The organism is Vibrio kyushuensis (assembly GCF_050337325.1).
In the GTDB taxonomy this organism is placed as follows: Bacteria; Pseudomonadota; Gammaproteobacteria; order Enterobacterales; family Vibrionaceae; genus Vibrio; species Vibrio kyushuensis.
The window spans coordinates 1-25,686 of sequence record NZ_JAKJSV010000005.1 but is presented as its reverse complement, the minus strand read 5'-3'; the positions used below and the strand labels follow the sequence as shown (position 1 = coordinate 25,686).

Genomic DNA, 25,686 nt, shown 5'->3' with positions numbered 1-25,686 from the left:
AAGGTGAGCAATATGCTCACCTTTAATTGAAAATGCGTCAAGTGACAAAACACGGCTAACTGATCACCTCTACGGGGACAATAATTTCGTACAAGGTGCCCTCACCTAACGAGCTTTGACAGCGAATTTCACCCTTCATATTTGAGATGGTATTGTAAACAATGGTCATACCTAGGCCAGTACCGCCCCCGCCTCTACGTGTCGTATAGAAGGGTTCAAATATCTTGGCGACTTGTTCTCCATTCATACCCACACCGTTATCTTGAAAAAGAATTACGAGCTTACTTGTCCCTTCCAATGAGACTTTCACATCAATTTTCCCGTCCGATACATTAGAGAAGCTATGCTCGACCGAATTACTAAATAGGTGCGTTAAAATTACAATAAATCGATTATGATTAGCATTGATCCTGAGGTCATCAGGGCAGTTAAGAGAGACTTGTTCAGAAGTGATTTCATGTTTGTAAACCAATGAGTTAATAATATCACTAAGGAACTCTTTAACGTCAAACGGACGATCGTCAAGCGTGCCTCCTTCCGCCGCCACTTGCTTAAAGATCTTCACTAAACTTGCGCTTCTAGTCAGGTTGACTGAAGCAATATTTATTGCTTCTTCAAGGCTTTTAATTAAATCTTTAGTCTCTTCAGAGGCTTCCTTACCTTTTGAGTTTTTAACCACTTCTTCCATATAAGAAACGGCCGTTATACTCGCACCTAACGGGGTGTTAAGTTCATGAGCCATACCACTCATTAAATGGCCAAGTGATGCCAATTTCTGGGATTCAATGATGTCTTGCTGGGCAGTACTGAGTTTATCCAATGAGTTTTTAAGGGCTTTGTTCTTTGCTTCAAGCATTGAGGGGCTTGGTATCGATAAAAAGAAAGGCAATAAAAACCAGATCCAAACACCCGTTGCTAATGAAGTAACGGCGGTTATTGCTTTAACAACCGCTGACACGCCGTATATGGGCTTCCAAATGACGATTGCACCAACTAAGTGAGAGAGCCCACAAGCGAGGAATATGATGGAACCAGCTAAAATAAAGAACCATGGATAAGGCAAATCTTTACGTTTACGAACAAAAACGACGACTGCAATAGTAATAGAGAAGTAAGCAAGAGCCGTCACGACATCAGATATGACGGAGGTCCATAAAATATCGGGCCTCCACGCGTAGCACATTCCATGAGGCATAAACGAATCGATATTAAAAAATGAACCTTCACCCATTTCAGCACCTTAGCCAAAGCTTATTGGACCTTGGTTAAGCATATACCTGACTGTCGATCACTGCCGAGTTTCATAATGCTTAATGACTCTGATACCCGATTCCTCGACCCCCTAATGGTTTAGCAACGACACTCTGCTACTCGTTTATGTCGCCAAATTACATTAACCGACAATATCATTCCGCGATATTGCAGACTCTATAAACTCGACAAATCGGTCAACTAAGGGGTTCACTTTTCGCTGTTTCCATATCAGGCCAACTTCCCAACTGCTCCCTTTTCCTTCTAGCGGAATCAAACGGACATTGGGTGGACAGATTTGATGAACACTTGCAGGCACGATAGTGTAGCCAATGCGGGCCGATACAAGTGCAAGCAAGGTTAAGATATCATCCGACTCTTGCTCAGCTACCAACGGTCTATTCTGATGCAGAAGATACGTGTCAATCTGCTGAGTAAGGCCAGGTCCCCTTTCTGGGTTGAGTTTTAAATAGTTCAATTCGGAGAGCGATTGCCATAATCGACCGTCATCAATCACTTCACCTTCATGAACCGCCAGTACGAGCTGGTCCGTAAAAAGTGGCAAACTCACCAATGGTTCACTCACAGGTAATCGATTAAAGCTTAAGTGCAACTCACCACTGTGGAGCTGACTACTCTGTATCGCCGACGGAATATCATTTAGAGTAATTTTCACCTTAGGATACTGTTGTTTGAATGAAGCGATATACTTAGGAGCGAGATGATAAGTGGATATTCCAAAGCCAATATTCAAATGTCCTACCGTCCCTTCCGCAACAAGATGAGACAGGCTCTTAAAGCTATTGAAATGGGCGACTAGCCTCTGGGCATCAGAAAGTAATGTTTCTCCTGCCAACGTAAGTTTTGCTCCTTGTCGACCTCGCTCAAATAGCAGTGATTCAATTGACTCTTCTAGCCGTTGGATCTTCTTCGTCAATGCGGATTGGGTTATACACAACCGCTCAGAAGCTACACGATAGTTTCCGTCCTCTGCAAGTTGGCAAAAAGCATGTAATTGATCGACATCCATTCCACATCCTCATCAAAAAGTGAATATCTTTCATTATATGGAATGAATGGAATTTAATAAACTTGTCTCATCAGTCATCAGCAACTAATAAGCAGGAAATCAGTTATGAAAGATATACGTGTTGCATCAGTCCAATTTAACCATCGCGCAAATGACAAAGCTTACAACTTCTCGATCATTGAGAGTTACGTCTTACAAGCCCGCATTGAACAAGTCGAACTCATCCTTTTTCCAGAGATGTGTATTACCGGATACATGCACGTATCAAACCTAAGCCGTGATGAAATTCAAGCAATCGCGGAACCTGTTCCACAGGGTCTCTCGACTCAAAAGTTACTGCGATTGGCAGAATCAGAACAGATGACAATTGGCGCTGGATTGATTGAGCAAGGTGATGACGGCAAGCTCTACAATACATTTGTACTGGCTATGCCGGATGGCAAAATTGCCAAACACCGTAAACTCCATACATTTATTAGCCAACATATGGATAGCGGTGATCAATACACTGTTGTCGATACGCCTCATGGTTGCCGTGTTGGGATCCTCACTTGCTGGGACAACAACCTTGTTGAAAACGCCCGAATGACCGCTCTGAAAGGGGCGGATATTTTACTCGCTCCTCATCAAACAGGTGGCTGTGACTCTCGAAGCCCGAATGCGATGGGTTTGATTGATCCTCAACTATGGCACGAAAGAGCAAGCAACCCTGAAGCAATCAAAAACGAAATGCAGGGCAAGAAAGGTCGCGAATGGTTGATGCGCTGGTTACCGTCACGTGCTCATGACAACGGAATGTTCGTTGTATTCAGTAATGGCGTGGGTGTGGATGAAGACGAAGTAAGAACGGGTCATTCAATGATCTTGTCCCCTTATGGCGAAACCATCGCTGAAACTGACAGCGTTGATAACGATATGGTAGTCGCAACACTTCAGGCAAAAGAGTTAGAGATGTGTACAGGTCGTCGCTGGATACGTGGTCGTAGGCCAAATTTATACCAAGACCTTTCCATTCCACAAGGCGACGAACTGAATGCGCATCAAGCTCGTTACGCAAAAAAATAACACCTGTAATACTCAGCTGTTCAGGTAGTTACAACATATCGTTCCACTTAATTTACTCGTAGTTACATTTACCCATTGTAAATGCGAGTAATTTTCATTAGCATCATTATTAGTTAAGAAGAGCCGCTATAACAGACCAATAGAAGACGAAGAAAATGGGCGACAGAAACAAAGACAAAAAGCTCAAAGAAGACGATATAGCGAAAGCTAAGCGTAAATCGTTAAAAAAACTAAAAAAGCTCGCGAGAAAATCGGACAAAACGATTGTTCAATTAGAGCTCCCTTCGTCAATGCCAACCGAACTTCGCGAGGCAGCAAATCAAGCCATTCTTAACGCGATTAATGAAATTACCGATTCTTTTACCCCCACAATTTCTTGGGTTGATGGTAACGATGAGCCTCGATGCGAAGATGAATTAAAAGAGACACACGCTTATTCAGAATCAAAGCGTCGTAAAGAAAAACTGTGGCGCAGTCATGGTTTGGTTAAGGCCTCTAACACAATACAGTCGTCATCGATCATTCCAACCGCCGATGTTCCATTAAAGTCTCCTCCTTGCAAAAGCTGCCCTGCATTGCAATTAGGCTTGTGTAAATGCGCAATGAAAAGACTTCAAAAAAGCGCCTAACTCTCCCTTTTCTTAATACCTATGCGAAAAAAAGCCAGCAACCTAAATTGCTGACTTACGTAATCAACGCCTATTGACTGAAAAAAGGCGTTATTCGTAACTAATTTCTCTCAAGCTTAAAATAGTTAACGTTAAAGTTGGTATTGTTGGATGAATCGTCAACACGGAACGTCATGCTGTGCTCACCCTTCTTTAAAAAGATCTCGCCCACTTCCTGAATAAAGAAAAGAGAGTGACTGCTGGTGTTCTTAACTTCATGGCGAAGGGTCTCTTGACCTTCAAACTCTAAAAAGAAAGCACCTGCTTCTTGCTGGCGAGCTGACACTCTTGCACTCACTGTGTAACTTCCTGTCTTAGGCACATCCACCGTGTAATTGATCCATTCACCATTACGAATCCAGCACAAATGTACTGCGCCATTTGTATCACAAATATCAACACTGTCGTACGCTCTTGAAACACTGCCTTTATTATCTGGCGTTGTATCGTAATAAGAAACCCCAGGCCCTTTAGTACCAAAAGCGTCAGCCATGACGACTACGGTTTCATCTTTCTTTTTACTGTTTGCCGAACCGTGCTCAATGTAATGGGTAATTTCTTCAATGTTGTCGGTTTGAATCATGCTGGTGTACATATCGTTAAGCAGCACGCCCCAGCCTTGGTCTGGATTAAGGTGGCTCGCTTCATCGGTATAACCTGCTCCAAGTCCATACCACAATGAGTTGACCCAAATTCGGCTGTCTTTACTTAAACTCTCTAGTAAATCAGGTTGCACATGTGCTTCAGAGTGATGACTAAATACCATTTCATAAGCAGCTGGTGTATGACGGTCAAACTGCTCAATATGATCAGCATTCGATTCACGGACAATATGCATGTACAGCACATTGTTATCTTGATCTAGAAACTCTTGCACTACTCTTGGGTCATCATTACTTTTGAACAAACCAATATTAATGGCATTGTTCTCTTCTAAAATACGGTAGATGTCATCTCTTAAACCCCAAGCGTGGTCCAGATTAATCAGCGCTCGGCCATCAGCAGCATCAATCACTTCTTCTAAAGTAGGGATTTTATATTCGGTAATTGGCATCTCACCGCCCTGCTTCCCTCTCAAGTAATATTGCTGAACCTGAGCTAACGTCATTTGATCAATTCGACCTGAGCCGTTTGTAGTACGGTCAATCGTTTGATCATGAGCAACAACAATATGTCCATCAAGCGTCTTTTTAAAATCAAGTTCAACAACAAGCACACCTTGCTCTATAGCTGAATGAATCGCTGGGATTGAGTTTTCAGGAGCCGATCGCCAATCAGCTCGGTGAGCCACCACCATAACTTCTGCATTCGCTGAGGTGTCTTTTAGAATTTCTTCCGGTGACATTGCTTGTGCACTAAGACTTGTCGCTGCAATGAGTAATGCTAATTTTTTCATTTTATCCTCGTGAATTATAATTATTTTGTATTCAATTCATTGAGTTGGAATTACCAAGCCAATCTCAACGAGGCTAAATCATCACTGTTTCAAATTTGATAATGAGTTCCTTTTCATCCAGGTATTTGACCCTTCTTGACTTAAGATCAATTTTCAAACCTCTGTAATATTAATCACTTACGGAGTTAACTTAAGGGTGGTAAAGGAGCGGAAAGATATTTTGGTGAGACAACTAAAAAGCCAACCCATAAGAGTAAATAACTCAAAGGGTTGGCTGGAAATCTTACCGAATGCTGTTACACACTAATGCAGTACAACACATAGGGGGGGGTGGTAAGATCAGGAGACATATTTATTTAGGAAAACTTCATTAAGCTACCCCTAGTACACCGTGTATCTCAGTTTTAATCCTGTCTGATTGCGTGCCAAAGATGGCTTGTAAGCTGTCACCAATCACCAGTACTTCACGTGCACCGAGCTGTTTCAGCTTTTCTCTGTCAACGTTCGCAATGTCTTTCACGCTAACTCTTAAACGTGTAATACAAGCATCAACCGACTTAATATTCGGCTTACCGCCCAGTGCTGCAACAATATCAACCGCTACCTCATCGGGTTGGCCTGCAATTACTACTTCTGCGATATCCGTTTCACGACCTGGTGTTTTAAGATCTAGTTTAGTAATAAGCAGACGGAACAATCCGTAATATAGGCATGCCCAAATAGGACCAATGATGAAGAACATCCAAGCATTACTCGACATTGGGTAGTACAAGAAGAACTGGATAGCACCGTGCGCAAAGTCCGTACTGTGCTTGATTTCCAAGAATGCCGTTAACGCAAACGCTATACCCGTCAAGAAGATATGAATAACATACAAAACAGGTGCCACGAACAAGAACGTAAATTCAATCGGCTCTGTGATACCCGTTAACCAAGAAGTAAGCGCCGCTGTTAACATTAATCCACCAACAACTTTCTTACGTTCTGGCGTTGCACAATGATAGATAGCCAATGCTGCTGCAGGCAATGCCCACATAGAGTACATGAAGCCGCCCGATAGGTAACCCGCAGTCTTATCGCCAGCAAAGAAGCGAGATAGTTCACCAGTGATTTCTTTACCTGTTTCAGGGTCAATATAACTGCCCACTTCAAAGAAGAACGGAGCATTCCAAATATGGTGCAACCCAACAGGAAGTAAAGAACGTTCACCAGCTCCGTAAATGGCCCAAGCCAATACAGGATTTTGATACGCAGCCCAATTAGAGAATGTATCAAGCATCTGACCGACTGGTGGCCATAAGAACGCTAACACTGCACCAACTAATATCGCGGTTATGCCTGTGATAATGGGTACAAAACGTTTTCCGGCAAAGAAACCAAGGTATTCGGGTAATCGAATATTATAGAAGCGGTTATACATCATAGCGGCAAAGGCACCGATAATAATCCCACCGAACACCCCCGTTTGCAGCGTTGAAACGCCCATTATTGTCGCATCGGTTTCTAGGCCTCGAAGACCAGTAACGATACCTAATGAAGCGTTCATGATGATAAGCCCTACTAAACCCGCCAGTGCTGCCGCACCATCGTTGCCTTTCGATAAGCCGAGAGCAACGCCGACAGCAAACATTAACTGCATGTTTCCAAATACGCCATCACCTGCTGCCAGCATAATTTTACTCAGCGCATCAGGAATAAACGCAAACCCAGCATTACCTATTCCGAGCATTAAGCCGGCTACAGGAAGTACCGCAACGGGCAGCATTAATGAGCGCCCTATTTTTTGTAGTTGTCCAAAGATATTACCTAACATTCTTCCCTCCTAGTTGGAGATTGTTATTCATTCCACTATTGGTTTGTAAGATCATGGTTTCTAAGTTCATGGTTTTAGATTCATTGATTTGAAATTTGTTTATGAAGCCTAATCATCATATCGAGGACACAAACGCTGAAGGTTACAAATGAATAGGGATTTGTAAGCGAACTCTTACAAAAATAGTGCTTTGTAAGTAGCAAATTACACCAACTAAAATTGAGTTCGCGAATGTGTCGATGCATGATATTGATGAAGCTGTTCTATAAAGTGCCAAAGCGATATAGAGCAGAGAGAGATCAAAGGAATGGACGCTATGGATAACAAGCAAATTTTGGTTGTTGATGATAATTTGGAATTACGTGACGCACTATCAGACTACCTTGGCCGCGCAGGGTTTGATGTTATTGGCGCTGAGAATGGAGAGGTAATGTGGCGTCTGTTAGATGATCACCAGCCCGACCTTATTATTCTCGACATTATGATGCCCGGTGATGACGGCTTTACACTTTGTCAAAAACTGCGCCGCTTATCGGATGTCCCGATAATCATGCTTACCGCGGTTACCGAAGAGGCTGATCGCGTTGCAGGATTAGAGATGGGCGCAGACGATTACATCACTAAATCGTTTAGTCCGAGGGAGCTTCTCGCTCGTATCAAAACCATATTAAGACGTAGCCATTTGTCCAGTCACTCTCAACTTGCACGTAAAGTTCACTTCGCCGACTGGCAACTCGATACTGTTACTCGACAGCTCATTCATACGCCAACACGTACCGTCAAACAGCTTAGTGGCGCAGACCTAACGTTATTGTCACTGTTTGTTGGTAATGCCGAGTCTATTTTGTCTCGAGATGATATTGCTAGGGAAATCTGGGGCAGAGATGCCGACCCATTAGAACGCGGCATAGATGTGCAGATCAGCCGATTAAGGCACCACTTAGAAGACAAAGATCGTTCATTAATCATCACCGTTCGCAATAAAGGCTACATGCTCACGACCGGTGCAAGTTATGAAGGTTAAAACGTCTAAGCGGTGGTCTAACTCGCTGGCTGTTCGTACTAGTATATTCCTTTTGCTGGTGATTATTTTGGCGCAAGTATTAGCTGGAACCATCTGGTATCAACATGCTAGTGAACGAGATAAACAAGGGCTAACAACAACCGTTAACAGCTTGGCTCGAAGTGCATCATCGACTATCTCTTTTTTTCAAACCCTACCTTCTGAATACCGTCACCTTGTTCTTAATCAGCTTCGCAGCATGGGGGGAACTCGGTTCTTTGTCTCTCTCAATGATCACGAAATATCGGTTAAACCACTGCCTCAAAGTGAGCGTAAAACACTGGTTATTAATGAAGTAAAAACGGTTCTTAACAATGAACTAGAGGGTACTCCTAATATTAAGGTCGAATTTACACTACGTGATGATTTACGCGTATTTAATAAGGAGTTATCGATTGATGGCCTTCCCCTTCTATGGGCCCACTACTCGTTATCCTATGGCGATCTCAATCCGCCTATTTTGGTTATGCAAATCGAAGTTGCACCTGAAGAGTGGTTCTATTTAGCCGCCGTTTTACCTGGTCCTTATGTTGCACTGGAGACCAGTTACTTTGATCTTCGCGAATGGTTTACCTTGCTGCTTTCTGCTGTATTGCTTTTAATATGTACTTGGTTTGTTGTCCGCCGTGAGATCCGCCCTATTCGTCAGCTTGCCAAGGCTGCAACGCTTATGTCGAGTAAGCTAAAAGTACCCGAAGTGAAAGAAGAAGGCAGCGCCGAACTTCGAGCAGCAGTACGAGCATTTAATAAAATGAATCGCCGTATTGATAGCCACATTAAAGATCGAGAAATGCTTTTTAGCGCGATTTCCCACGATTTAAAAACGCCAATCGCCTGCTTAAAGTTACGTTCCGAAATGCTTGACGACCCAAACGAACGAGAACGATTTACCCGTATTACCAATGACTTAGACCTCATGGTCAAAGGTGCATTGCAATGTATTAAAGAGACCGACATTCATGAGGAGATTGAGCTTATCGATATCGAACAGCTTGTTCAGCATATCGCCTCTTTTGTCTCTCAAGATCCTAGAAAAATCACAGTGCAGGGAGAATCCCATACTCCACTAGCTGGCAAGCCTCTAGCAATAAAACGTTGCATACAAAACTTAGTCGATAATGCCATTAAATATGGTGACCAAGCCGATATTCAAATCAATGATAGCGAAGAGCAGATCACTATTGTTATTGAAGATCATGGTCATGAAGTGGATAGCACATTGATTGAGAAACTGTGTGAACCCTACTTCCGTGCGAATACCAATTCATCAACGGAAGGTAGCGGACTTGGCCTTACCATTTCGCAAAGCATTGTGAAAGCCCATGGCGGTACTCTTGAGCTTTCCGTGACTCATCGCGGCGGCCTACGCGCAGCGTTAATTTTCCCGAGAGATTGATTTAGAGAAATATTATGACCATCAAGTTACGCGGTAACAAGTTTCACTTTACTACGCTGCTGGCATTGCTGAGTTTCAGTGCCAGTGCAGACGTAGAGTTCTTACATTGGTGGACATCCAATGGCGAACAAAAAGCACTGAATATTCTCGAGGATCACTTAGCATCCTCTCCGCTTAGTATATCTACCTCATCCGTTTTGGGCGGAGGTGGTGACAGTGCCATGACAGTGTTGCAAGCTCGAGCATTAGCAGGCAATACCCCGAGCTTTGCGCAGATAGAAGGACCGAGCATTAAATCATGGGATGCCATCGGCATTTTGCATGGCATTGATGATGTGGCCAAACAACACCGTTGGGATGACGTACTCTACCCGCTCTCTATCGACATAAATAAAACAGAAAACGGGTATGTTGCGCTGCCACTGACACTTCATCGTTTAAATTGGCTATGGGTAAATCACCGTTTATTAACGCAACTGAAGCTCGACACACCTAAGACGTGGCCCGATATGTTTGATGCGATGGATAGAGCGAAGCAACAAGGCTTAATGCCATTAGCCATTGGTGAGCAACCTTGGCAGATAGCCCAGCTATTTGAAAGTTTGGTCATTGCATCAGGCGGTGTGGATTTCTATAAAACCGCTCTGGTCGAGCTTAATCGTAACAATATCGACTCTGCACAAATGCGCCATGCGCTAAAACAGTTTAGACGACTAAGTGAACTTCTCGACACTTCAGGTGCAGAAGAGACTAGCAAAATTCTAATAAATCAAAAATGGGACACTGCAACTGCTGCGCTTGCCAATGATAAGGCACTGTTTCAACTTGGAGGTGACTGGATTCTTGGCGATTTGCTCGCAGCGAATATCGATGTTCCTACTCATATTGGCTGTTACCCCGCACCACAATCGCACAATATTTTTCTTTATAATATGGACAGCTTTATCTTCATGACGCGTAAAGACTTCAATCAAGATGATGCGATAAACCTTGCGAGTATACTTGCTGACAAAGACTTTCAAATGCGATTCAACAAAGTAAAAGGCTCAATTCCTGTACGATCAGATATTGATTTGGCAACGTTCAACCCATGCCAAGTAAAGTCCTATCACGACTTTAACTACGCTATGGAGCACGGTCTTGCTGCACCGAGTATGACCGATTCCATGGCGGTAAACCCAATGGCACAGCAAGCCATTAATTCAGAAATATTCAGATATTACCGAGATAACACCGTGAGTGAGGACGAAATCATAAAACGCATCATTTCTATTGCAGAAAGTAATTAGAACGTAATTAATCGTCTACAATTAGCGTTATAGGATGGTCCTGTTACTAACAAGCTGAATACCTAACAAATCAGCAGCTTCTTACTAAAAACTCATCAATTATGACGAAGTTCATTTCACAACAATTTATCTCAGCCAAGTCTGTTATTACCATTATCTCTTGGCTATTTTCCGCCATGGCGATCGCCGTAGTGGGTTTCCTTATTTACTTTTTAAGCTCTTTAGACAACTTAGCGACTCTTGAACTAAATCAGCGGATGGACTTAGCCCTTAAACTAGAGAATCAGCACAGAGCGTCCCTACTTGAAGAATACACCTACTGGGACGAGACCTATAATATGGCCATTATTGATCAGGATACCCTTTGGATTGAAGAGAACACAGGCGGGTACCTTCTAGACAGTAAAGGTTTTGATTTTAGTGTGGCTATTACGCAAGGGACTCAAAAAGCTTACCTCGTTAGCAGTGATGAAATAAAGGCGCCGAGCTTTGACGATATTATGAAACAAGGGCTGATACAGATGATGGAACAGTCCAAAACACTAAATACTAGAACGAAAACCACCAGTGGCTATTTTCTATTAGGCGACAGTTTATATGTGGTTGTCGGTGGGCCACTTATTGAAGAAGATACAGGGATAACTAGGGACGGTACTTACTTGGCTCTTGGGACCCTTATGGATAGATCAGAGTTAACGGTGTTTGCCAAAAACCACCAGATATTTGATTTAAAACTGATTCTTGATACAGAGCCGCAACAATACGGTACCGCTATTATTGCGCCTAATGGGGAAAAAATTGGCACATTCACGTGGAAGCCTTACCTTCCAAGTAAAGAGATAATCCCTTATGTCACTTTGGTCGTTATCACCTTCAGCCTGATTACCATTTTCGTCACTCGGTTAATACTAATGAGAGAGCAAACAAATAGAGCGGCTTACGAAGAGAAGTTGTTCCTTGAAGCGACACAAGACTCACTCACTAAGATAATCAACCGGCGGTATTTTTGGGATATTGGGCGGAAAGAGTTTGCACTGTATCGCAATGAAAGTAGCTCATTTAGCGTTGTCATTCTAGATATAGACCACTTTAAACAGATCAATGATCAACACGGGCACAGTGTTGGAGATAAAGCATTAGTGCATTTTACCCAAATATGTAACCAAGGGCTTAGAGATACCGACATATTCGGACGCGTAGGCGGTGAGGAATTCGCTATTATTTTACCCAATACAAACTCAGAGAAAGCACTCGCAGTGACGAATCGTATTAGAACTTTGTTAGTAGACAACCCAATGGGTATACACCCCAACGAAATTAAGATGACGGTGAGTATAGGTGTAGCCGTTATTGATAATAACAGTAGTTTTGACTCTCTTATTGAACAAGCAGACATTGCGCTCTATCAAGCCAAAGAAAGTGGACGAAATAGAGTGACACTATATCGCCCCAACTCTGAACCTACAGAACCCTAAAATCGAAGCCCTCATTTTTCTACCCGTCTAGTTTTGCACCTTTAGATACCGCCGTTCTTTATCGCCCGTGCAAGAAATAGAAAACTACCAATAAAACGAAGGCGATCGCACGGTATTGCCACCTTTCCTGTTTGGTTCAGTATTCAGCTTTTGTTAAGCACTCTACGATCGCAAAATTTCCAACTGGATTTATTGTCGATAAAACACCCGATCAGCGATAAATATGTGCTTCTTGACGCTGCCTGACTTGATGTAAGTCAATTTGTAATACACAATATGCGCCCGTATCAGGGTGAGTTTTTTCACCTTCATTACCAATCAAACATCATTGGTTTTACCTATTATGATAATAGGCAGGACCTAATATATATTTTAGGATGCAGCTGTTACCGTTAGCGCATACTAAGTAACTCGTTTTTAAAGGAAAGATGATGGTAATACCTGAAAATAGCAGCATCGTAATCTTTGGTGCTTCGGGAGATCTTACCTATCGTAAGTTAATCCCTGCTTTATACCACCTTTATGCGAACAATCAGCTTCCTGAATCATTTGCGATTCTAGGTGTAAGCAGAACTGATTATAGCGATGAGTCTTACCGCTCGAAATTAAAGCAATCACTTCAGGAAATGGAAAAAACTGAACCAGAGGTACTGAATGCTTTTATTGAACATTTACACTATCAAGCAATCAATACTTCAGATGTCAACGACTACGCACGTCTTGCGAGTCGCCTTGAGCAAATAGAAGAAAAGTATCAGTTCGAAAACCACAATACTTTATTCTATTTAGCTACGCCGCCTAGCCTTTACGGGATTATTCCTGCAAACCTAGCAGCGCATGGTCTGAACGACGAATCAAATGGCTGGCGTCGCCTTATTATTGAAAAGCCGTTTGGTTATGATCTTGAATCAGCTCAAAAGCTGGATACAGAGATCCACCATCACTTCCAAGAACACCAGATTTACCGTATTGACCATTACTTAGGTAAAGAGACGGTACAAAACTTATTAGTTCTTCGCTTCTCTAACGCTATGTTCGAACCACTGTGGAACCGTAACTTTATTGATTACGTTGAAATCACAGGTTCTGAGTTCTTAGGTGTTGAAGAGCGTGGCGGTTATTACGATGGCTCAGGCGCTGTCCGTGATATGTTCCAAAACCACCTGCTGCAAGTACTCGCAATGGTTGGTATGGAGCCACCAGCGCAAATTAATGCTGACTCAATACGTGATGAAGTCGTTAAAGTACTTCAGTGTTTGAAACCATTGGAAGAAGACGACCTACGTAACAACTTAGTATTAGGTCAATACACGGCGTCTGACGTGCGTGGTCAGCACCTAGTAGGTTACCGCGAAGAGCAAGGCGTTGCCGACGATTCTCGTACTGAGACTTACATCGGTTTAAAGGCTTACATCAACAACTGGCGTTGGAATGGCGTTCCTTTTTATGTTCGCACAGGCAAACGATTACCAACACGTGTAACCGAAATTGTTATCCACTATAAGAACACGCCTCACCCTGTTTTTGGCCAAAATGCTCCTGAGAATAAACTGATCATCCGTATTCAACCGGATGAAGGTATTCAGATGAGCTTTGGACTAAAAGAGCCGGGCGCTGGTTTTAATGCCAAAGAAGTGAAGATGAACTTCTCTTATTCTGATTTGCCTGAGACTCAAATGCTGACGGCTTACGAACGTCTTCTTCTTGATGCGTTAAATGGCGATGCGACACTGTTTGCACGTACTGATGCCGTAGAAGCGTGCTGGAAATACGTTCAGCCAATCTTAGACTTCAAACAAGATCCTCAAGCACTGTTTGGTTACGCTTGTGGAACTTGGGGCCCACAAGAAGCGCATGATCTTCTACAAAGAGATAATCGCTCTTGGCGCTTCCCATGTAAAAACTTAACTGACACGGATTATTGCGAATTATGATCAACCATAAGATCTTTGCAACACCTGAGCTAGTTGTAGAAAACCTAGCCAATGAAATGAAAGCGTATAGCGAACAAGGTACGCCTATTCATATTTCTCTTTCTGGTGGTAGTACGCCTAAGATGCTGTTCAAGCTTTTAGCGGCAGCACCTTATGCAGAAGGAATTCAATGGAATAACCTTCATTTCTGGTGGGGCGACGAGCGTTGTGTTGCACCTGATGATGCAGAAAGTAACTATGGCGAAGCTAATACTCTTCTTTTCAGCCAAGTAAACTTACCGGCGGAAAACATTCACCGTATTCGCGGTGAAGACGAGCCTAAAGTTGAAGCTGAGCGTTTCGCTAAAGAGATGAGCGATGTGATCCCAACAGAAAACGGAACGCCTGTTTTCGATTGGATCTTGTTAGGTGTTGGTGCTGATGGCCACACAGCTTCACTTTTCCCAAATGTGACTGACTACCAAGATGAGAACCTGTCTGTACTGGCTTCTCACCCTGAGTCTGGTCAAATCCGTGTTTCTAAAACAGCAAAAGTTTTAGAAGCCGCAAAGCGAATCAGCTACCTAGTGCTTGGCGCAGGTAAAGTTGAGATCGTTAAAGAAATTCATACAACCCCTGCTTCCGATCTGCCTTACCCAGCAGCGAAGATCCAGTCTAAGACTGGCGAAACAGAGTGGTTCCTAGATTCAAATGCAGCAAGTGCTATCGCTTAATTGCGACTAGCCGTAAGGAGATAAAAATGAAAGGTGATATCGGTGTAATCGGCTTAGCAGTAATGGGCCAGAACCTTATCCTAAACATGAACGACCACGGCTTCAAAGTTGTGGCTCACAACCGTACTGCTGCAAAAGTAGACGAGTTTCTAGAAGGCCCAGCTAAAGGGACTAACATTGTTGGTGCTTACTCTTTAGAAGAGCTGGTTGAGAAGCTAGAAGCGCCACGTAAAGTGATGCTAATGGTTCGTGCTGGTGACGTTGTAGACAAGTTCATCGAAGCTCTAACACCACTACTAGACAAAGGCGACATCATCATTGATGGTGGCAACACTAACTACCCAGACACTAACCGTCGTGTTGTTGCTTGTCGTGAAAAAGGCATTCACTTCATCGGTACTGGTGTTTCTGGTGGTGAAGAAGGTGCGCGTTTCGGTCCTTCAATCATGCCAGGCGGTTCTCCTGAAGCATGGGAAGCGGTTAAGCCAATCTTCCAAGGTATCTCAGCGAAAACTGATGCTGGCGAGCCTTGTTGTGACTGGGTTGGTAACGATGGTGCTGGACACTTCGTTAAAATGGTACACAACGGTATCGAATACGGCGACATGCAGCTAATCACTGAAGCATACCAGTTCATGAAAGATGGCTTGGGTATGTCTGCTGACGAGATGCAAGCGGTATTCGCTGATTGGAACAAGACTGAGCTAGACAGCTACCTTGTTGAAATCACCGCTGACATCCTTGGCTACAAAGATGAAGACGGTGAAGCACTAGTTGAGAAGATCCTAGATACTGCAGGCCAAAAAGGTACTGGTAAGTGGACAGGTATTAACGCATTAGACCTAGGTATTCCTCTAACGCTTATCTCTGAGTCTGTATTCTCTCGTTGCCTGTCTGCACTGAAAGACCAACGTGTTGAAGCCCAAGCGCTATTCGAGAAGACAATCACACCTGTTGAAGGCGACAAGCAAGAATGGGTTGATGCACTGCGTCAAGCTCTACTGGCTTCTAAGATCATCTCTTACGCGCAAGGTTTCATGCTAATGCGTGAAGCGTCGAACGAAAATGGTTGGGATCTTAACTACGGTAACGTTGCTCTAATGTGGCGTGGTGGTTGTATCATCCGTTCTGCTTTCCTAGGCAACATCCGTGATGCATACGAAGCGAACCCTGATATCGCATTCCTTGGCTCTGATGACTACTTCAAGAACATCCTACAAAGCAGCCTAACAGCGTGGCGTAAAGTTTCTGCGAAATCACTAGAGTCTGGTATTCCAATGCCTTGTACGATTTCAGCACTTTCGTTCCTAGACGGCTACACAACAGCTCGCCTGCCAGCTAACCTTTTACAAGCTCAACGTGACTACTTCGGTGCTCACACTTATGAGCGTACTGACCGTCCACGTGGTGAATTCTTCCACACAAACTGGACTGGTACAGGCGGCGACACTGCTTCTACAACTTACGACGTTTAATCGTTAGTTAGATTCAGTTCTTCGAACGATAAAGGATGCCAAAATGGCATCCTTTTGTTTATGTGGAACATTCGCACATCAACGAACAAGTAACTCAAACAACCTGCTAACAGTAACCCTTCATTAACTACTCCTACCCCACTGTTCATTCATACATAAAAACTTATCTCAAAAATTAATTCTGTTATACGGAATAATTCCGCCTTTTGTGAACAACATAAAACTTACCAGTACCCAATACACTGATTTGCATATGTAAATGATTTACTATGGTTAGATTCTAGAAAATTAGAAGGCGGTAGCGTGGATTACTATACGGAATTAGTCCGTCTATTAAGCGTTATATGATTAGGAGTGACACATTGAGTAAGTGGGATAATATCGCAGAGATTGTTGATTTCAATCTTGAAATTTCAACGGAATATTTCACAGCATCAGTACCTAAAAATGCCAAAGTTCTTGATTTCGGTTGTGGCTATGGGCGTATTACAAATCAGCTATATGAACTAGGGTATCATCACTTAGTTGGAGTAGATTCCTCACTTGAAATGATTAAAAGAGGCAACAGTGATTATTCATCGCTAGATTTACGTCACCTTTCAGGGAGTATTCTACCCTTTTCTGATAACGAGTTTGACTCAATTGTTACCTGTGCAGTGTTCACTTGTATTGCGACTCAAACTGAACGTAAATACGTCATAGAAGAGCTTCATAGGGTTTTAAGACCCAACGGCATTCTCTATTTAGCTGAGTTTTGTTCAAATAACAGCCTACGTTTCGAGTCATCTACAGGCGTTCCAATGTGGCATAGCCAACAAGAAGAGCTCGAGCTCATGCTTGAGGGGTTCAATATTGAATTATCTAATGTAGTTGAAAGCGCAACAATGTCAGGGCATTCAAGTAAAGCTAGCCATATTATTGCACGCAAAATCATATAACAAATTGTTCAACTGGATTCCAAAACGCTTGGCAATTTTATAATGGTCAATATTTGTGATTCCGGTGGTCCTATTAGGTTTGGTGGCATTGTTTTGTCACTAGTTAACAAGGCGTTATAAGCCATGAGATTACTTCCCTCCCATTCGGGACTCCATTCTGTTAAACTGTGCCTTTAATTCTAATCATAACCCTTACTCTTAGGCTCCAACTGAGTAATAAATAAAAGGTGTATTTAGGTCATGTTCGCGAAGCTGAAACCATATAAATCATTACTCTCATTGGCGATCGTCTTTGGTCTTAATATTTCAGTCCCCTCAGCAGCACATGCAGAGGTTAAACAAACTTCAGACTTAACCCACTGTAAAAACGTGTCTAATGCATTTAAAAATGATCCAGCAGTGAAATGGTCTGATCACGTAAAGTCATTAAATCATCCGACTCAAGCGAGAGAGGTTAAAGTTATCTATCGCGAGGGAGTTGTACTTGGTTGCAAAGCTGTAATATGGAAAGGCAATAGTAGTACTATGAGTCGTAGTCCTCTATACACTCAGTTAGACTTTTCTACAGACAAGGTCAAAGTTAAAGTTTATCACGCTCCTATACCAGCACCGTCTTTGATTGCTAAGCGTAATGCTATTGCTGAGGCTAAGCAAAAAGAAGCTAACCAACCTGTGAAACCGTTGTTTACTCAAGAAGAGCTAGCGGCAATGAAAAAGCATGACGAACAGGTTGAGCAAGACAAGGAGCGCTTTAGTCCAATCTGTGAATCCACGGCGCAGGACTTAGCAACAAAGCTTTTAGGTGACCTACATCATGTAATGTTCACATACAAGCAAGGTGATGCCATAAATTGTAGTGCTGTGATTATCTCAGACGGCAATATCCAAAATATTAGTATTAAGAAAGACCTAAATAGCAATAAGTACACTTATAGAAGTCAACGATAGTTATTCATCGTGACTTTAAAAAATGGCTTATAACAAACAATTTAAGAGTGATTCCCCACGCTTGGCATTTTGGGTTTGGGTCAAGTTCAGTGTTTACAGCGTTCTAGTTGGGTGTCGTGGTAGCGTGGTTCACACCTTAATTGGGCGTTATGTTCTTGGAGGATTTAGTGAAATTCAAACTTACATTAAACGAAGTTTTTACGTTGGTTATTGCATTAATATCAATGGTTTTGGCTTGTTATTCGTTACATTTGTCACTAAAAGCGAAGACCCCTAAACTCAGCATTGAAACCGAACAAACCAAATGTTCAGGTGGTAAAGATTGCTTTAAAGTATTTGTATTTAACAACGATGACGCACCATGTTTCGAGTTCACTTTAGAGTATGCGGAAGAAGTTGGGCAAGCTTTTTACATGCAAGGTTATGAAAAATCGAGCTTATTCAATAGTAGTGTTATGAATAATATGGTCGTATTTCCACCTATGATGATGATTCCATTGAACCGTGATAGTGGAAAGTCATGGCTTGGCTTTCTAGATAATAAACAAATAGCATACTTTACATTTCTACCTAAAGCTTCAATACCCACAAAATCAAAACTAAAGGTTACATGCGTTGGCTTTGAAGAAATAGTTCAACTGTGAGCTAAACATAACAAATTACTTAACAAAGACTCCTAACGCTTGGCGACTACAGTCGCAATTTCGGCTCCGCGTTTATGGCACAATATTCAAGTTAAGTGGCATCGCGTTGTCGCTTGTTAGCAAGGCGTTATGTATTTAGGTCATGGGTGAAGTAATGAGGAAGTTATTGGTTGCAATTACAGGAGATTGGGATGGCGGAAATAATGGTGAATATCCTTTAATTCTTGAGTATGACTCTTCTGAATCGGATGTACCTTTTATTTCTAGCCAAGGATGGGGACATGGATATTCAGGTAATAATTTTAGTCTTGATACATTAAAGAAATACAACATTATTGAGTTATATAGTAAGCCTGAATCGTTTTGGGCGTATGAAATATTGATTGAGACGTTAAAGGAAAACCTAGATAGCCATGAAGCTGGTAAATCATTGTTATCAAACTTACATGGTAACGAACCAAATCTCCCCCCTGACTTATTGGCTATTTTGCAAAGAAATGCATAACAAATTGTTCAACTGAATTCCAAAACGCTCGACACTTTTGTAATGGTCGGCTTTTGTGGTTACGGTGGCCATATTGAGTTTGTTGGCATTGTTTTGTCACTAGTTAACAAGGCGTTATATGGTAGGAGTACTCAATGCACTTAAAACATAAAATTACTGATCCTGAGTGCTCTGATTTTTCAGCCTTAACAAACGAATTAAATGTCGCTCTTAAAGAGATAACATCTGATACTGGTGAAAGCTCATTTTTACGTGATGAATTTTGTCCTACAACAGATGGATGTTTAGTTGTTTATTCAAAGGGTAAAGCTGTAGCTTGTGGTTTATTTCGTAAACACAATGACAGCTCTTGCGAATTGAAGCGCATGTATTCAAATGTAAAAGGTGCTGGTAGTTATTTGATTTTACAACTTGAATCATATGCCGCCCATAAGGGTTATGAGCATGCAATATTGTCGACTCGTATATTAAATAAAACGGCGATTAGCTTTTATAAACATCATGGTTACCGAGAGATCGATGCTTACGGAAAATATGCACATACCAACAGTTCAATCTGTTTGGGTAAAGCGTTAACCATATAACAAATTGTTCAACTGGATTCCAAAACGCTTGGCATTTTTGTATCGGTTGGCTTCAGTGTTTTAGGCGGTAATTTATAGTTTGGTGGTTGGCGTTTTTCCACCAATTAACAAGGCGTTATATTTTTTTGGGGGGTTCTGAGTCCAAAATGAAAAGCATTAGTAAGTATTATATCCCGATATTGCTTAGTTTTATTTGCTTTAGCACCTTTGCTGAAAGCACTAAGGATGATTTCGAACAGTTTTTAGAACAAGAAGTTTCACTCAGTTCCCTGAGGAAAGTTGGCTACAAAGCTGGAGAGATGTGGCCAATATTGCTACAAGCTCATCGAGGCGAAGTTTTGTTAAGTAGAACCGATGCCGAAACTTTCGTTGTTAAGTTGATAGATCTAGATATGTGTTTAAACCAGATCCATGAAGAGCATCCGTATGAACCAGATATAAAATCAGCTTATTTCGTCACGTTAGACGATTCAGTGCTTTATGTAGAAGCAGTTAACAGTTTAGGTAGGCTAATTGGAGATGACGATTCTCACATTCAAAAATTGGTTTCGAATGTTATTTGTGGTCAATATTTATCCCCAGAGGAATTAAAAATATAACAAATTGTTCAACTGGATTCCAAAACGCTTGGCAATTTTGTATCGGTTAGCTTTTGTTATTACGGTGGTCATATTAGGTTTAGTGGCATTGTTTTGTCACTAGTTAACAAGGCGTTGATATGACCCCCACTGTCAATTAGAACGTAGAAGTTTCTGCTCCTACATTTTCAGAGCCTTATTCTGTTTAGGGATAGTGTTACCGCATAGATGAAGCAAGTAATTTCGTCGGTTCTCATGCTGATATACGTGGATTACTCATCATTTGATGAGCAGCGCCTACCTTACTTATTCCGTCGTGACACCTGTCTTCAGTCTATGCTCGAGGTTCAATAAAGCGTGAGCTTTATTGCCATCCTAACGCCGTCGGTGGTTGTGCCACACCCGATGCTTCACCCATTGCGATAACACTAATTTATTTCTCATGCTGGTAGCCTTGCTATGCGAGTTTTAGGATCCACGTCGGTCACAACGACCTCTCTTGCGATGGCCCAGATATACGCAATCATCTCACGTGCAATGGCGGCGACCACAACATTGCGGGGCTTTCCTTTTTGTAAGAGCCTTTGATAACGTCGACATAAACGTTGTTGAGCTTGCCAAGCGATATCGACAATCTCTTTAGGCAACCCTTCTTGCCGACGCTGTAGCTCCGTTGAGATATTCGCTTTGTGTTTGTACGTGTGAGCGCCTTCTATTAGAAGCCGTCTTGCTCGTCCGTTACCACACTTGGTTAAGCTTCCTCGACGTGTTTTATTCCCACTTGAGTTTTCGGTTGGAACAAGGCCTAGATACGCCATCAATTTTCTGGGATGGTCAAAACGTCGCAAGTCTCCGAGCTCGGCAATGGTGCCGAGAGCGACCAACAGTCTGACCCCGCGCATCGCTTGAATGGCTTTGACGACAGGGTAGTATCGCCAGTTTTTGACTTGATGAATCAGTTCATTATCAAGTCGTTGTAACCTCTGCAAACGTTCACTGATGGTAATTATCATCTCTTGAAGTACGATTTGCTGACTATGGTGAGGCAGTATTAATTCCGTCAGCCAACGTAGATGTTGTTTTGACCAATTGTCTTTCACCTTAGCTTRAATATTATTGCGAAGTAGAAAGCCTTTGAGCTGAAATTTAGCGTCCTTTAAGTCTTTCATAGCGGTTTCTCTAGCTCGAGATAAATCACGAATCGCTTCATCTTCTGCCTCCGGTACATAGATAGGCGTAAGCTCTTCGGCCTTAAAGAGTTTGGCGAGTTTTTCTGCGTCACGCTTGTCTGTTTTCACTCGGTCTCCAGGCTTTTTAGGGATAAGAGAGGGAGCGATGACATAACAGCAGAGTCCAAGGCCGGTGAGTAGACGGTACGTCCAGTAGCCACAAGGGCCCGCTTCATAAACAAAGTGCAGTGTTGCTTTGGGATATTGAGATTGAAGTTGTTGGACGAGCTTAATCAGTGCCGACTTATTCGACTTGATACGCCCCATATGTTGAGGAACGGCTCCACGATTACCTTGTAACACTGCGACTTGGATAAAGGACTTATGCGTATCTAAGCCAATGAAAATTATGCTATCGTTATTCATGCTAGCCTCCAAATTTAGTTGTTTGCACACTAATTATGGCTCTGGCTTTACGCTAACCCACGAAATTGGAGGCTAGCACCTCGTGGGGGTCATTATGTCTATGCTCTAGGAGTTTTAGAATGAATAGTAAGATTTCTGAATTATTGTTTCGTTCGTTGGGTACACATGCCCTTAAAGAGTTTTCGTTGTCCGGAAGTGGTCTAAAGCTTGTTGTCGCGCCTTGGGACGACCTTGATAATGAGGCTGTGGCAGTTTTTAGTGAACTTGAAATTAGTTACATTGAAGCAGACTGCGGTATAGAAGGTAGCATTTCAGATTTTAACCTGCCGTGGGACATAATCAGATTTGACTCGCACCACAAGGATGGCGATGTCTGGGAGTTCGGCTTATGTTGTAGCGAAATCCAGGTAGGTTTTCGAGCAAATATGCCCCAAATTTCATTTTGACTGTAGCCGAGTGCTAATAGCAGACAACGAACATAGCAAACTGCTCAAGGTGGACTACCAACGCTTGGCAATTTTGGTTCGGATTAGTAGCGGTGTTTACTGTGGTAATTTTTAGCTAAGTGGACGTATTTTTCTGCCAGTTAGCTTAGCGTTATGAGTTTTCGCAACTTTAGAGGCAAGGAGTCAATTTTGTTTAAGCTTTATTATTCTCCAAACAACGCAAGTCTAGCTCCACATTTTTTGCTTCACCACTTAAAAGCAGACTATGAGCTATTGTTAGTGGATAGAAAATCAAACTCACAGAAATCAGCGGATTACCTTAGACTCAATCCAACAGGTCGAATACCTACCCTAGTAATAAACGAACAACCAATTTTTGAAAGTCCTGCTATCTGTACATATATTTGCGAATTGCATCCCAAATCGGGTTTAATGCCATCGATAGGTAACCCGCTGCGTCCTTTATTTTTTCAATGGTTAGCGTTTCTAAATAACACGTTACAGGCAGAGCTCATGATTCGATATTATCCTCATCGCCACACTAATGATGAAACGAACATTCCAAGTATTATAGCGGCGCAAGACGACAGAATCGCAGATGCACTATCAATTATCAACGACCAACTAAAACACAATGATTACTTAGTTGGTGACTCGCTCACAGCATGCGATTACTTTCTTTTTATGCTTGCTGGTTGGTCACTACCCGTTAAAAAGTCACCTCTGGCTTATAACCATTTAGCAATGTACTTAAAGCGACTTTGTAAAAACTCGACGATTCAATTTGTCTGTGACTTCGAAGGAATAGATATCACAGAATTTGAGTCATACTCATAACAAATTGTTCAACTGGATTCCAAAACGCTTGGCAATTTTGTATCGGTTAGTTGTTGTGGTTAATGTGGTCAAATTAGGTTTGGTGGCATTGTTTTATCACTAGTTAACAAGGCGTTAGACTTCAAGGAAGAATCAGTGGAAATTAATCTAAGAGCAGCAGTCCAAACGGATGTTCAGGAAATCGCACAAATTCATGTGAGCTCATGGAAATCTGCATTCGAAGGGCTTATGCCAAAAGACTATATTAATGGCTTTACCGTCTCATCCCGTGTGGAAGAATGGCAGAGAACAATTAAAAACAACACCGAGTCAGTAGTTGTAGCGGTACGAGGAAGCAAGGTTGTTGGATTTATGTCTTACTCTGTTCTTCCTGAAAATGCAGAAATTATAGAACTAAGCAAACTCTACCTATGTCCTAGTGTTTATGGTCAAAGGCTGGGTAGCAAGTTTCTAGCTAATTTAGAGCATGAGTCCCAAGCTCTAGGGACAAAAACGATTAAGCTGTATGTGCTCGACAATAATGAAGCAGCAATTCAGTTTTACTCTAAACATGGCTTTGAGTTCGCAGACGGTTTTATGACTGAGGAATTTGAAGGTTCAGTTATTATCGATCTACTGATGGCCAAGCGAATTTAAGCCTAACAAAGCGTTTAAGACAGATTCGAAACGCTCGGCTTTATGCTCATTCACAAATAGGAGAACTTTTAGTGAAAGGAAGTTGCCTGTGCGGTACAGTTACATTTCAATTACTCGGTGAATTACCGCCAATTTATCAGTGTCACTGCTCACTTTGTCGAAAAGTATCTGGTTCCTCGTCTAACTCAGCACTAGTTGTTGGAAATACAAATTTCAAATGGCGCTCAGGCAAAGGTCAAATAAAATCATTCGCATCCCCTTCTGGCTTCAAATCTGAATTCTGTAGTAACTGTGGCAGCCCGGTGCCAAATATAAGTTCTGATGGTCAAACCTACTGGGTACCTGCGGGTTTACTGTCTGAGCCTATTAATACACAAGTAGCTGCTCATGTTTACGTGGATTCACACGCAAATTGGGACACTGGCTTTCTAAATGATACCGTCGCTAAGTATGATCAAATGCCTAGTGACGAAGAGTGGTCGCTACTATGTCGGTAGTACACGCATAATAAATTGTTTAACAGAGACAAAAAACGTATGCCATTTTTCGCTTCGTTACCGAATATAGCACACTAGTTTTGCCCGTTAACAAGGCGTGATGAGTAATCCCTATAGTGAGGTCTCAATGGTAAATGGAAGTTGTTTGTGCGGTAACGTTAAATATGAAATATCAGGTCAAATTGGCGATATAGTCCATTGTCACTGTCAAACTTGTCGTAAAGCTCATGGCTCTGCGTTTTCAAGTGTTGCCGGTGTCAGTGACTCAGACTTTAAATTATTGGGTGACGTGAGATTAGGTTGTTATGAATCATCCCCTGGAAAAAACAGATATTTTTGCCCAAATTGTGCAACCCAAATCTACGCAAAGAAAGAAGGCACTAAACATATAGTTTTACGTTTGGGGTCATTAGATGATGATCCAAAATCTAAAGAGATAAATCATATTTGGGTTTCTCAGAAAGCGAGTTGGTATTCGTTAAATAGTATTATTCCAGAACACCTTGAATTCGAGTAATACTCATATCAAATTGTTCAACTGGATTCCAAAACGCTTAGCAATTTTAGTTTAATCAGCTTTAGTGTTTACGGTGGTAACTTTAAGCTAAGTGGTTGTGTTTGCTAACCTATTATCAGGGCGTTGATATGACCCCCACTGTCAATTAGAACGTAGAAGTTTCTGCTCCTACATTTTCAGAGCCTTATTCTGTTTAGGGATAGTGTTACCGCATAGATGAAGCAAGTAATTTCGTCGGTTCTCATGCTGATATACGTGGATTACTCATCATTTGATGAGCAGCGCCTACCTTACTTATTCCGTCGTGACACCTGTCTTCAGTCTATGCTCGAGGTTCAATAAAGCGTGAGCTTTATTGCCATCCTAACGCCGTCGGTGGTTGTGCCACACCCG

25 protein-coding genes are annotated in these 25,686 nt (G+C 42.2%); 20 read left to right on the top strand and 5 right to left on the bottom strand.

Annotation, left to right across the window (positions count from 1 at the left end):
* Nucleotides 1-55 precede the first annotated feature (55 nt).
* Entirely contained in the window at nt 56-1,231 is a 1,176-nt protein-coding gene (locus L4D20_RS11715) for a sensor histidine kinase (RefSeq protein WP_428801771.1), read from the bottom strand.
* A gap of 162 nt (nt 1,232-1,393) precedes the next feature.
* Nucleotides 1,394-2,281: a LysR family transcriptional regulator gene (locus L4D20_RS11710; protein WP_428801770.1), complete on the bottom strand. Its 888-nt coding sequence runs from the start codon at nt 2,279-2,281 to the stop codon at nt 1,394-1,396.
* A gap of 105 nt (nt 2,282-2,386) precedes the next feature.
* On the opposite strand from L4D20_RS11710, the gene L4D20_RS11705 reads away from it, so the two are divergent.
* Together L4D20_RS11705 and L4D20_RS11700 are read left to right on the top strand one after the other, a co-directional pair.
* A complete protein-coding gene (locus tag L4D20_RS11705; RefSeq protein WP_428801769.1) occupies nt 2,387-3,346 on the top strand; it encodes a nitrilase family protein in 960 nt (319 codons plus the stop codon).
* Between the two features lie 155 nt (nt 3,347-3,501).
* Nucleotides 3,502-3,975, top strand: a complete 474-nt coding sequence (locus L4D20_RS11700; protein WP_428801768.1) for a hypothetical protein — start codon at nt 3,502-3,504, stop codon at nt 3,973-3,975.
* A gap of 100 nt (nt 3,976-4,075) precedes the next feature.
* Here L4D20_RS11700 and L4D20_RS11695 read toward each other — a convergent pair whose 3' ends face one another.
* Both L4D20_RS11695 and ptsG read right to left on the bottom strand, forming a co-directional pair.
* Nucleotides 4,076-5,410, bottom strand: coding sequence for a glycerophosphodiester phosphodiesterase family protein (locus L4D20_RS11695; RefSeq protein WP_428801767.1), 1,335 nt, complete (start codon nt 5,408-5,410; stop codon nt 4,076-4,078).
* A 370-nt stretch (nt 5,411-5,780) separates the two neighbouring features.
* Nucleotides 5,781-7,223 (bottom strand): glucose-specific PTS transporter subunit IIBC, encoded by a 1,443-nt coding sequence (gene ptsG / locus L4D20_RS11690; protein WP_428801766.1) that lies wholly within the window; start codon nt 7,221-7,223, stop codon nt 5,781-5,783.
* 316 nt (nt 7,224-7,539) lie between these two features.
* On the opposite strand from ptsG, the gene L4D20_RS11685 reads away from it, so the two are divergent.
* The 13 genes from L4D20_RS11685 to L4D20_RS11625 all read left to right on the top strand — a co-directional run bounded on the left by L4D20_RS11685 (nt 7,540) and on the right by L4D20_RS11625 (nt 20,786).
* Nucleotides 7,540-8,247 (top strand): response regulator transcription factor, encoded by a 708-nt coding sequence (locus L4D20_RS11685; protein ID WP_428801765.1) that lies wholly within the window; start codon nt 7,540-7,542, stop codon nt 8,245-8,247.
* Entirely contained in the window at nt 8,237-9,682 is a 1,446-nt protein-coding gene (locus tag L4D20_RS11680) for an ATP-binding protein (RefSeq protein WP_428801764.1), read from the top strand. The genes L4D20_RS11685 and L4D20_RS11680 overlap by 11 nt, the downstream gene beginning before the upstream one ends.
* Before the next feature lie 14 nt (nt 9,683-9,696).
* On the top strand, nt 9,697-10,971 hold the full coding sequence (locus L4D20_RS11675) for an ABC transporter substrate-binding protein (protein ID WP_428801763.1): 1,275 nt from the start codon (nt 9,697-9,699) through the stop codon (nt 10,969-10,971).
* 101 nt (nt 10,972-11,072) lie between these two features.
* On the top strand, nt 11,073-12,446 hold the full coding sequence (locus L4D20_RS11670) for a sensor domain-containing diguanylate cyclase (RefSeq protein ID WP_428801762.1): 1,374 nt from the start codon (nt 11,073-11,075) through the stop codon (nt 12,444-12,446).
* A 431-nt stretch (nt 12,447-12,877) separates the two neighbouring features.
* The gene (gene zwf / locus L4D20_RS11665; RefSeq protein ID WP_428802138.1) at nt 12,878-14,380 is read left to right on the top strand and encodes a glucose-6-phosphate dehydrogenase; all 1,503 of its coding nucleotides are present in this window, start codon (nt 12,878-12,880) and stop codon (nt 14,378-14,380) included.
* On the top strand, nt 14,377-15,093 hold the full coding sequence (gene pgl / locus L4D20_RS11660) for a 6-phosphogluconolactonase (protein ID WP_428801761.1): 717 nt from the start codon (nt 14,377-14,379) through the stop codon (nt 15,091-15,093). The genes zwf and pgl overlap by 4 nt, the downstream gene beginning before the upstream one ends.
* Nucleotides 15,094-15,119: 26 nt before the next feature.
* Nucleotides 15,120-16,568: a decarboxylating NADP(+)-dependent phosphogluconate dehydrogenase gene (gene gnd, locus L4D20_RS11655; RefSeq protein WP_428801760.1), complete on the top strand. Its 1,449-nt coding sequence runs from the start codon at nt 15,120-15,122 to the stop codon at nt 16,566-16,568.
* Between the two features lie 362 nt (nt 16,569-16,930).
* Entirely contained in the window at nt 16,931-17,506 is a 576-nt protein-coding gene (locus L4D20_RS11650; protein ID WP_428801759.1) for a class I SAM-dependent methyltransferase, read from the top strand.
* A gap of 240 nt (nt 17,507-17,746) precedes the next feature.
* A complete protein-coding gene (locus L4D20_RS11645) occupies nt 17,747-18,454 on the top strand; it encodes a hypothetical protein (RefSeq protein ID WP_428801758.1) in 708 nt (235 codons plus the stop codon).
* Between the two features lie 167 nt (nt 18,455-18,621).
* The gene (locus L4D20_RS11640; RefSeq protein ID WP_428801757.1) at nt 18,622-19,098 is read left to right on the top strand and encodes a hypothetical protein; all 477 of its coding nucleotides are present in this window, start codon (nt 18,622-18,624) and stop codon (nt 19,096-19,098) included.
* A 142-nt stretch (nt 19,099-19,240) separates the two neighbouring features.
* Entirely contained in the window at nt 19,241-19,603 is a 363-nt protein-coding gene (locus L4D20_RS11635; protein WP_428801756.1) for a hypothetical protein, read from the top strand.
* Nucleotides 19,604-19,737: 134 nt separating this feature from the next.
* Nucleotides 19,738-20,187: a GNAT family N-acetyltransferase gene (locus L4D20_RS11630; protein WP_428801755.1), complete on the top strand. Its 450-nt coding sequence runs from the start codon at nt 19,738-19,740 to the stop codon at nt 20,185-20,187.
* A gap of 146 nt (nt 20,188-20,333) precedes the next feature.
* The gene (locus tag L4D20_RS11625) at nt 20,334-20,786 is read left to right on the top strand and encodes a hypothetical protein (protein ID WP_428801754.1); all 453 of its coding nucleotides are present in this window, start codon (nt 20,334-20,336) and stop codon (nt 20,784-20,786) included.
* Nucleotides 20,787-21,205: 419 nt separating this feature from the next.
* Here the strand turns inward: L4D20_RS11625 and L4D20_RS11620 are convergent, their stop codons facing one another.
* On the bottom strand, nt 21,206-22,360 hold the full coding sequence (locus L4D20_RS11620) for an IS110 family RNA-guided transposase (RefSeq protein ID WP_428801753.1): 1,155 nt from the start codon (nt 22,358-22,360) through the stop codon (nt 21,206-21,208).
* Between the two features lie 119 nt (nt 22,361-22,479).
* On the opposite strand from L4D20_RS11620, the gene L4D20_RS11615 reads away from it, so the two are divergent.
* From L4D20_RS11615 to L4D20_RS11595, 5 genes are all read left to right on the top strand, one after another.
* Nucleotides 22,480-22,806, top strand: a complete 327-nt coding sequence (locus L4D20_RS11615; protein WP_428801752.1) for a hypothetical protein — start codon at nt 22,480-22,482, stop codon at nt 22,804-22,806.
* Between the two features lie 189 nt (nt 22,807-22,995).
* The gene (locus L4D20_RS11610; protein WP_428801751.1) at nt 22,996-23,643 is read left to right on the top strand and encodes a glutathione S-transferase family protein; all 648 of its coding nucleotides are present in this window, start codon (nt 22,996-22,998) and stop codon (nt 23,641-23,643) included.
* Between the two features lie 135 nt (nt 23,644-23,778).
* Complete coding sequence (locus tag L4D20_RS11605) at nt 23,779-24,279, top strand: GNAT family N-acetyltransferase (protein WP_428801750.1); 501 nt, start codon at nt 23,779-23,781, stop codon at nt 24,277-24,279.
* Nucleotides 24,280-24,350: 71 nt separating this feature from the next.
* The gene (locus tag L4D20_RS11600; protein WP_428801749.1) at nt 24,351-24,776 is read left to right on the top strand and encodes a GFA family protein; all 426 of its coding nucleotides are present in this window, start codon (nt 24,351-24,353) and stop codon (nt 24,774-24,776) included.
* A 127-nt stretch (nt 24,777-24,903) separates the two neighbouring features.
* A complete protein-coding gene (locus L4D20_RS11595; RefSeq protein WP_428801748.1) occupies nt 24,904-25,293 on the top strand; it encodes a GFA family protein in 390 nt (129 codons plus the stop codon).
* Nucleotides 25,294-25,686: the final 393 nt, after the last annotated feature.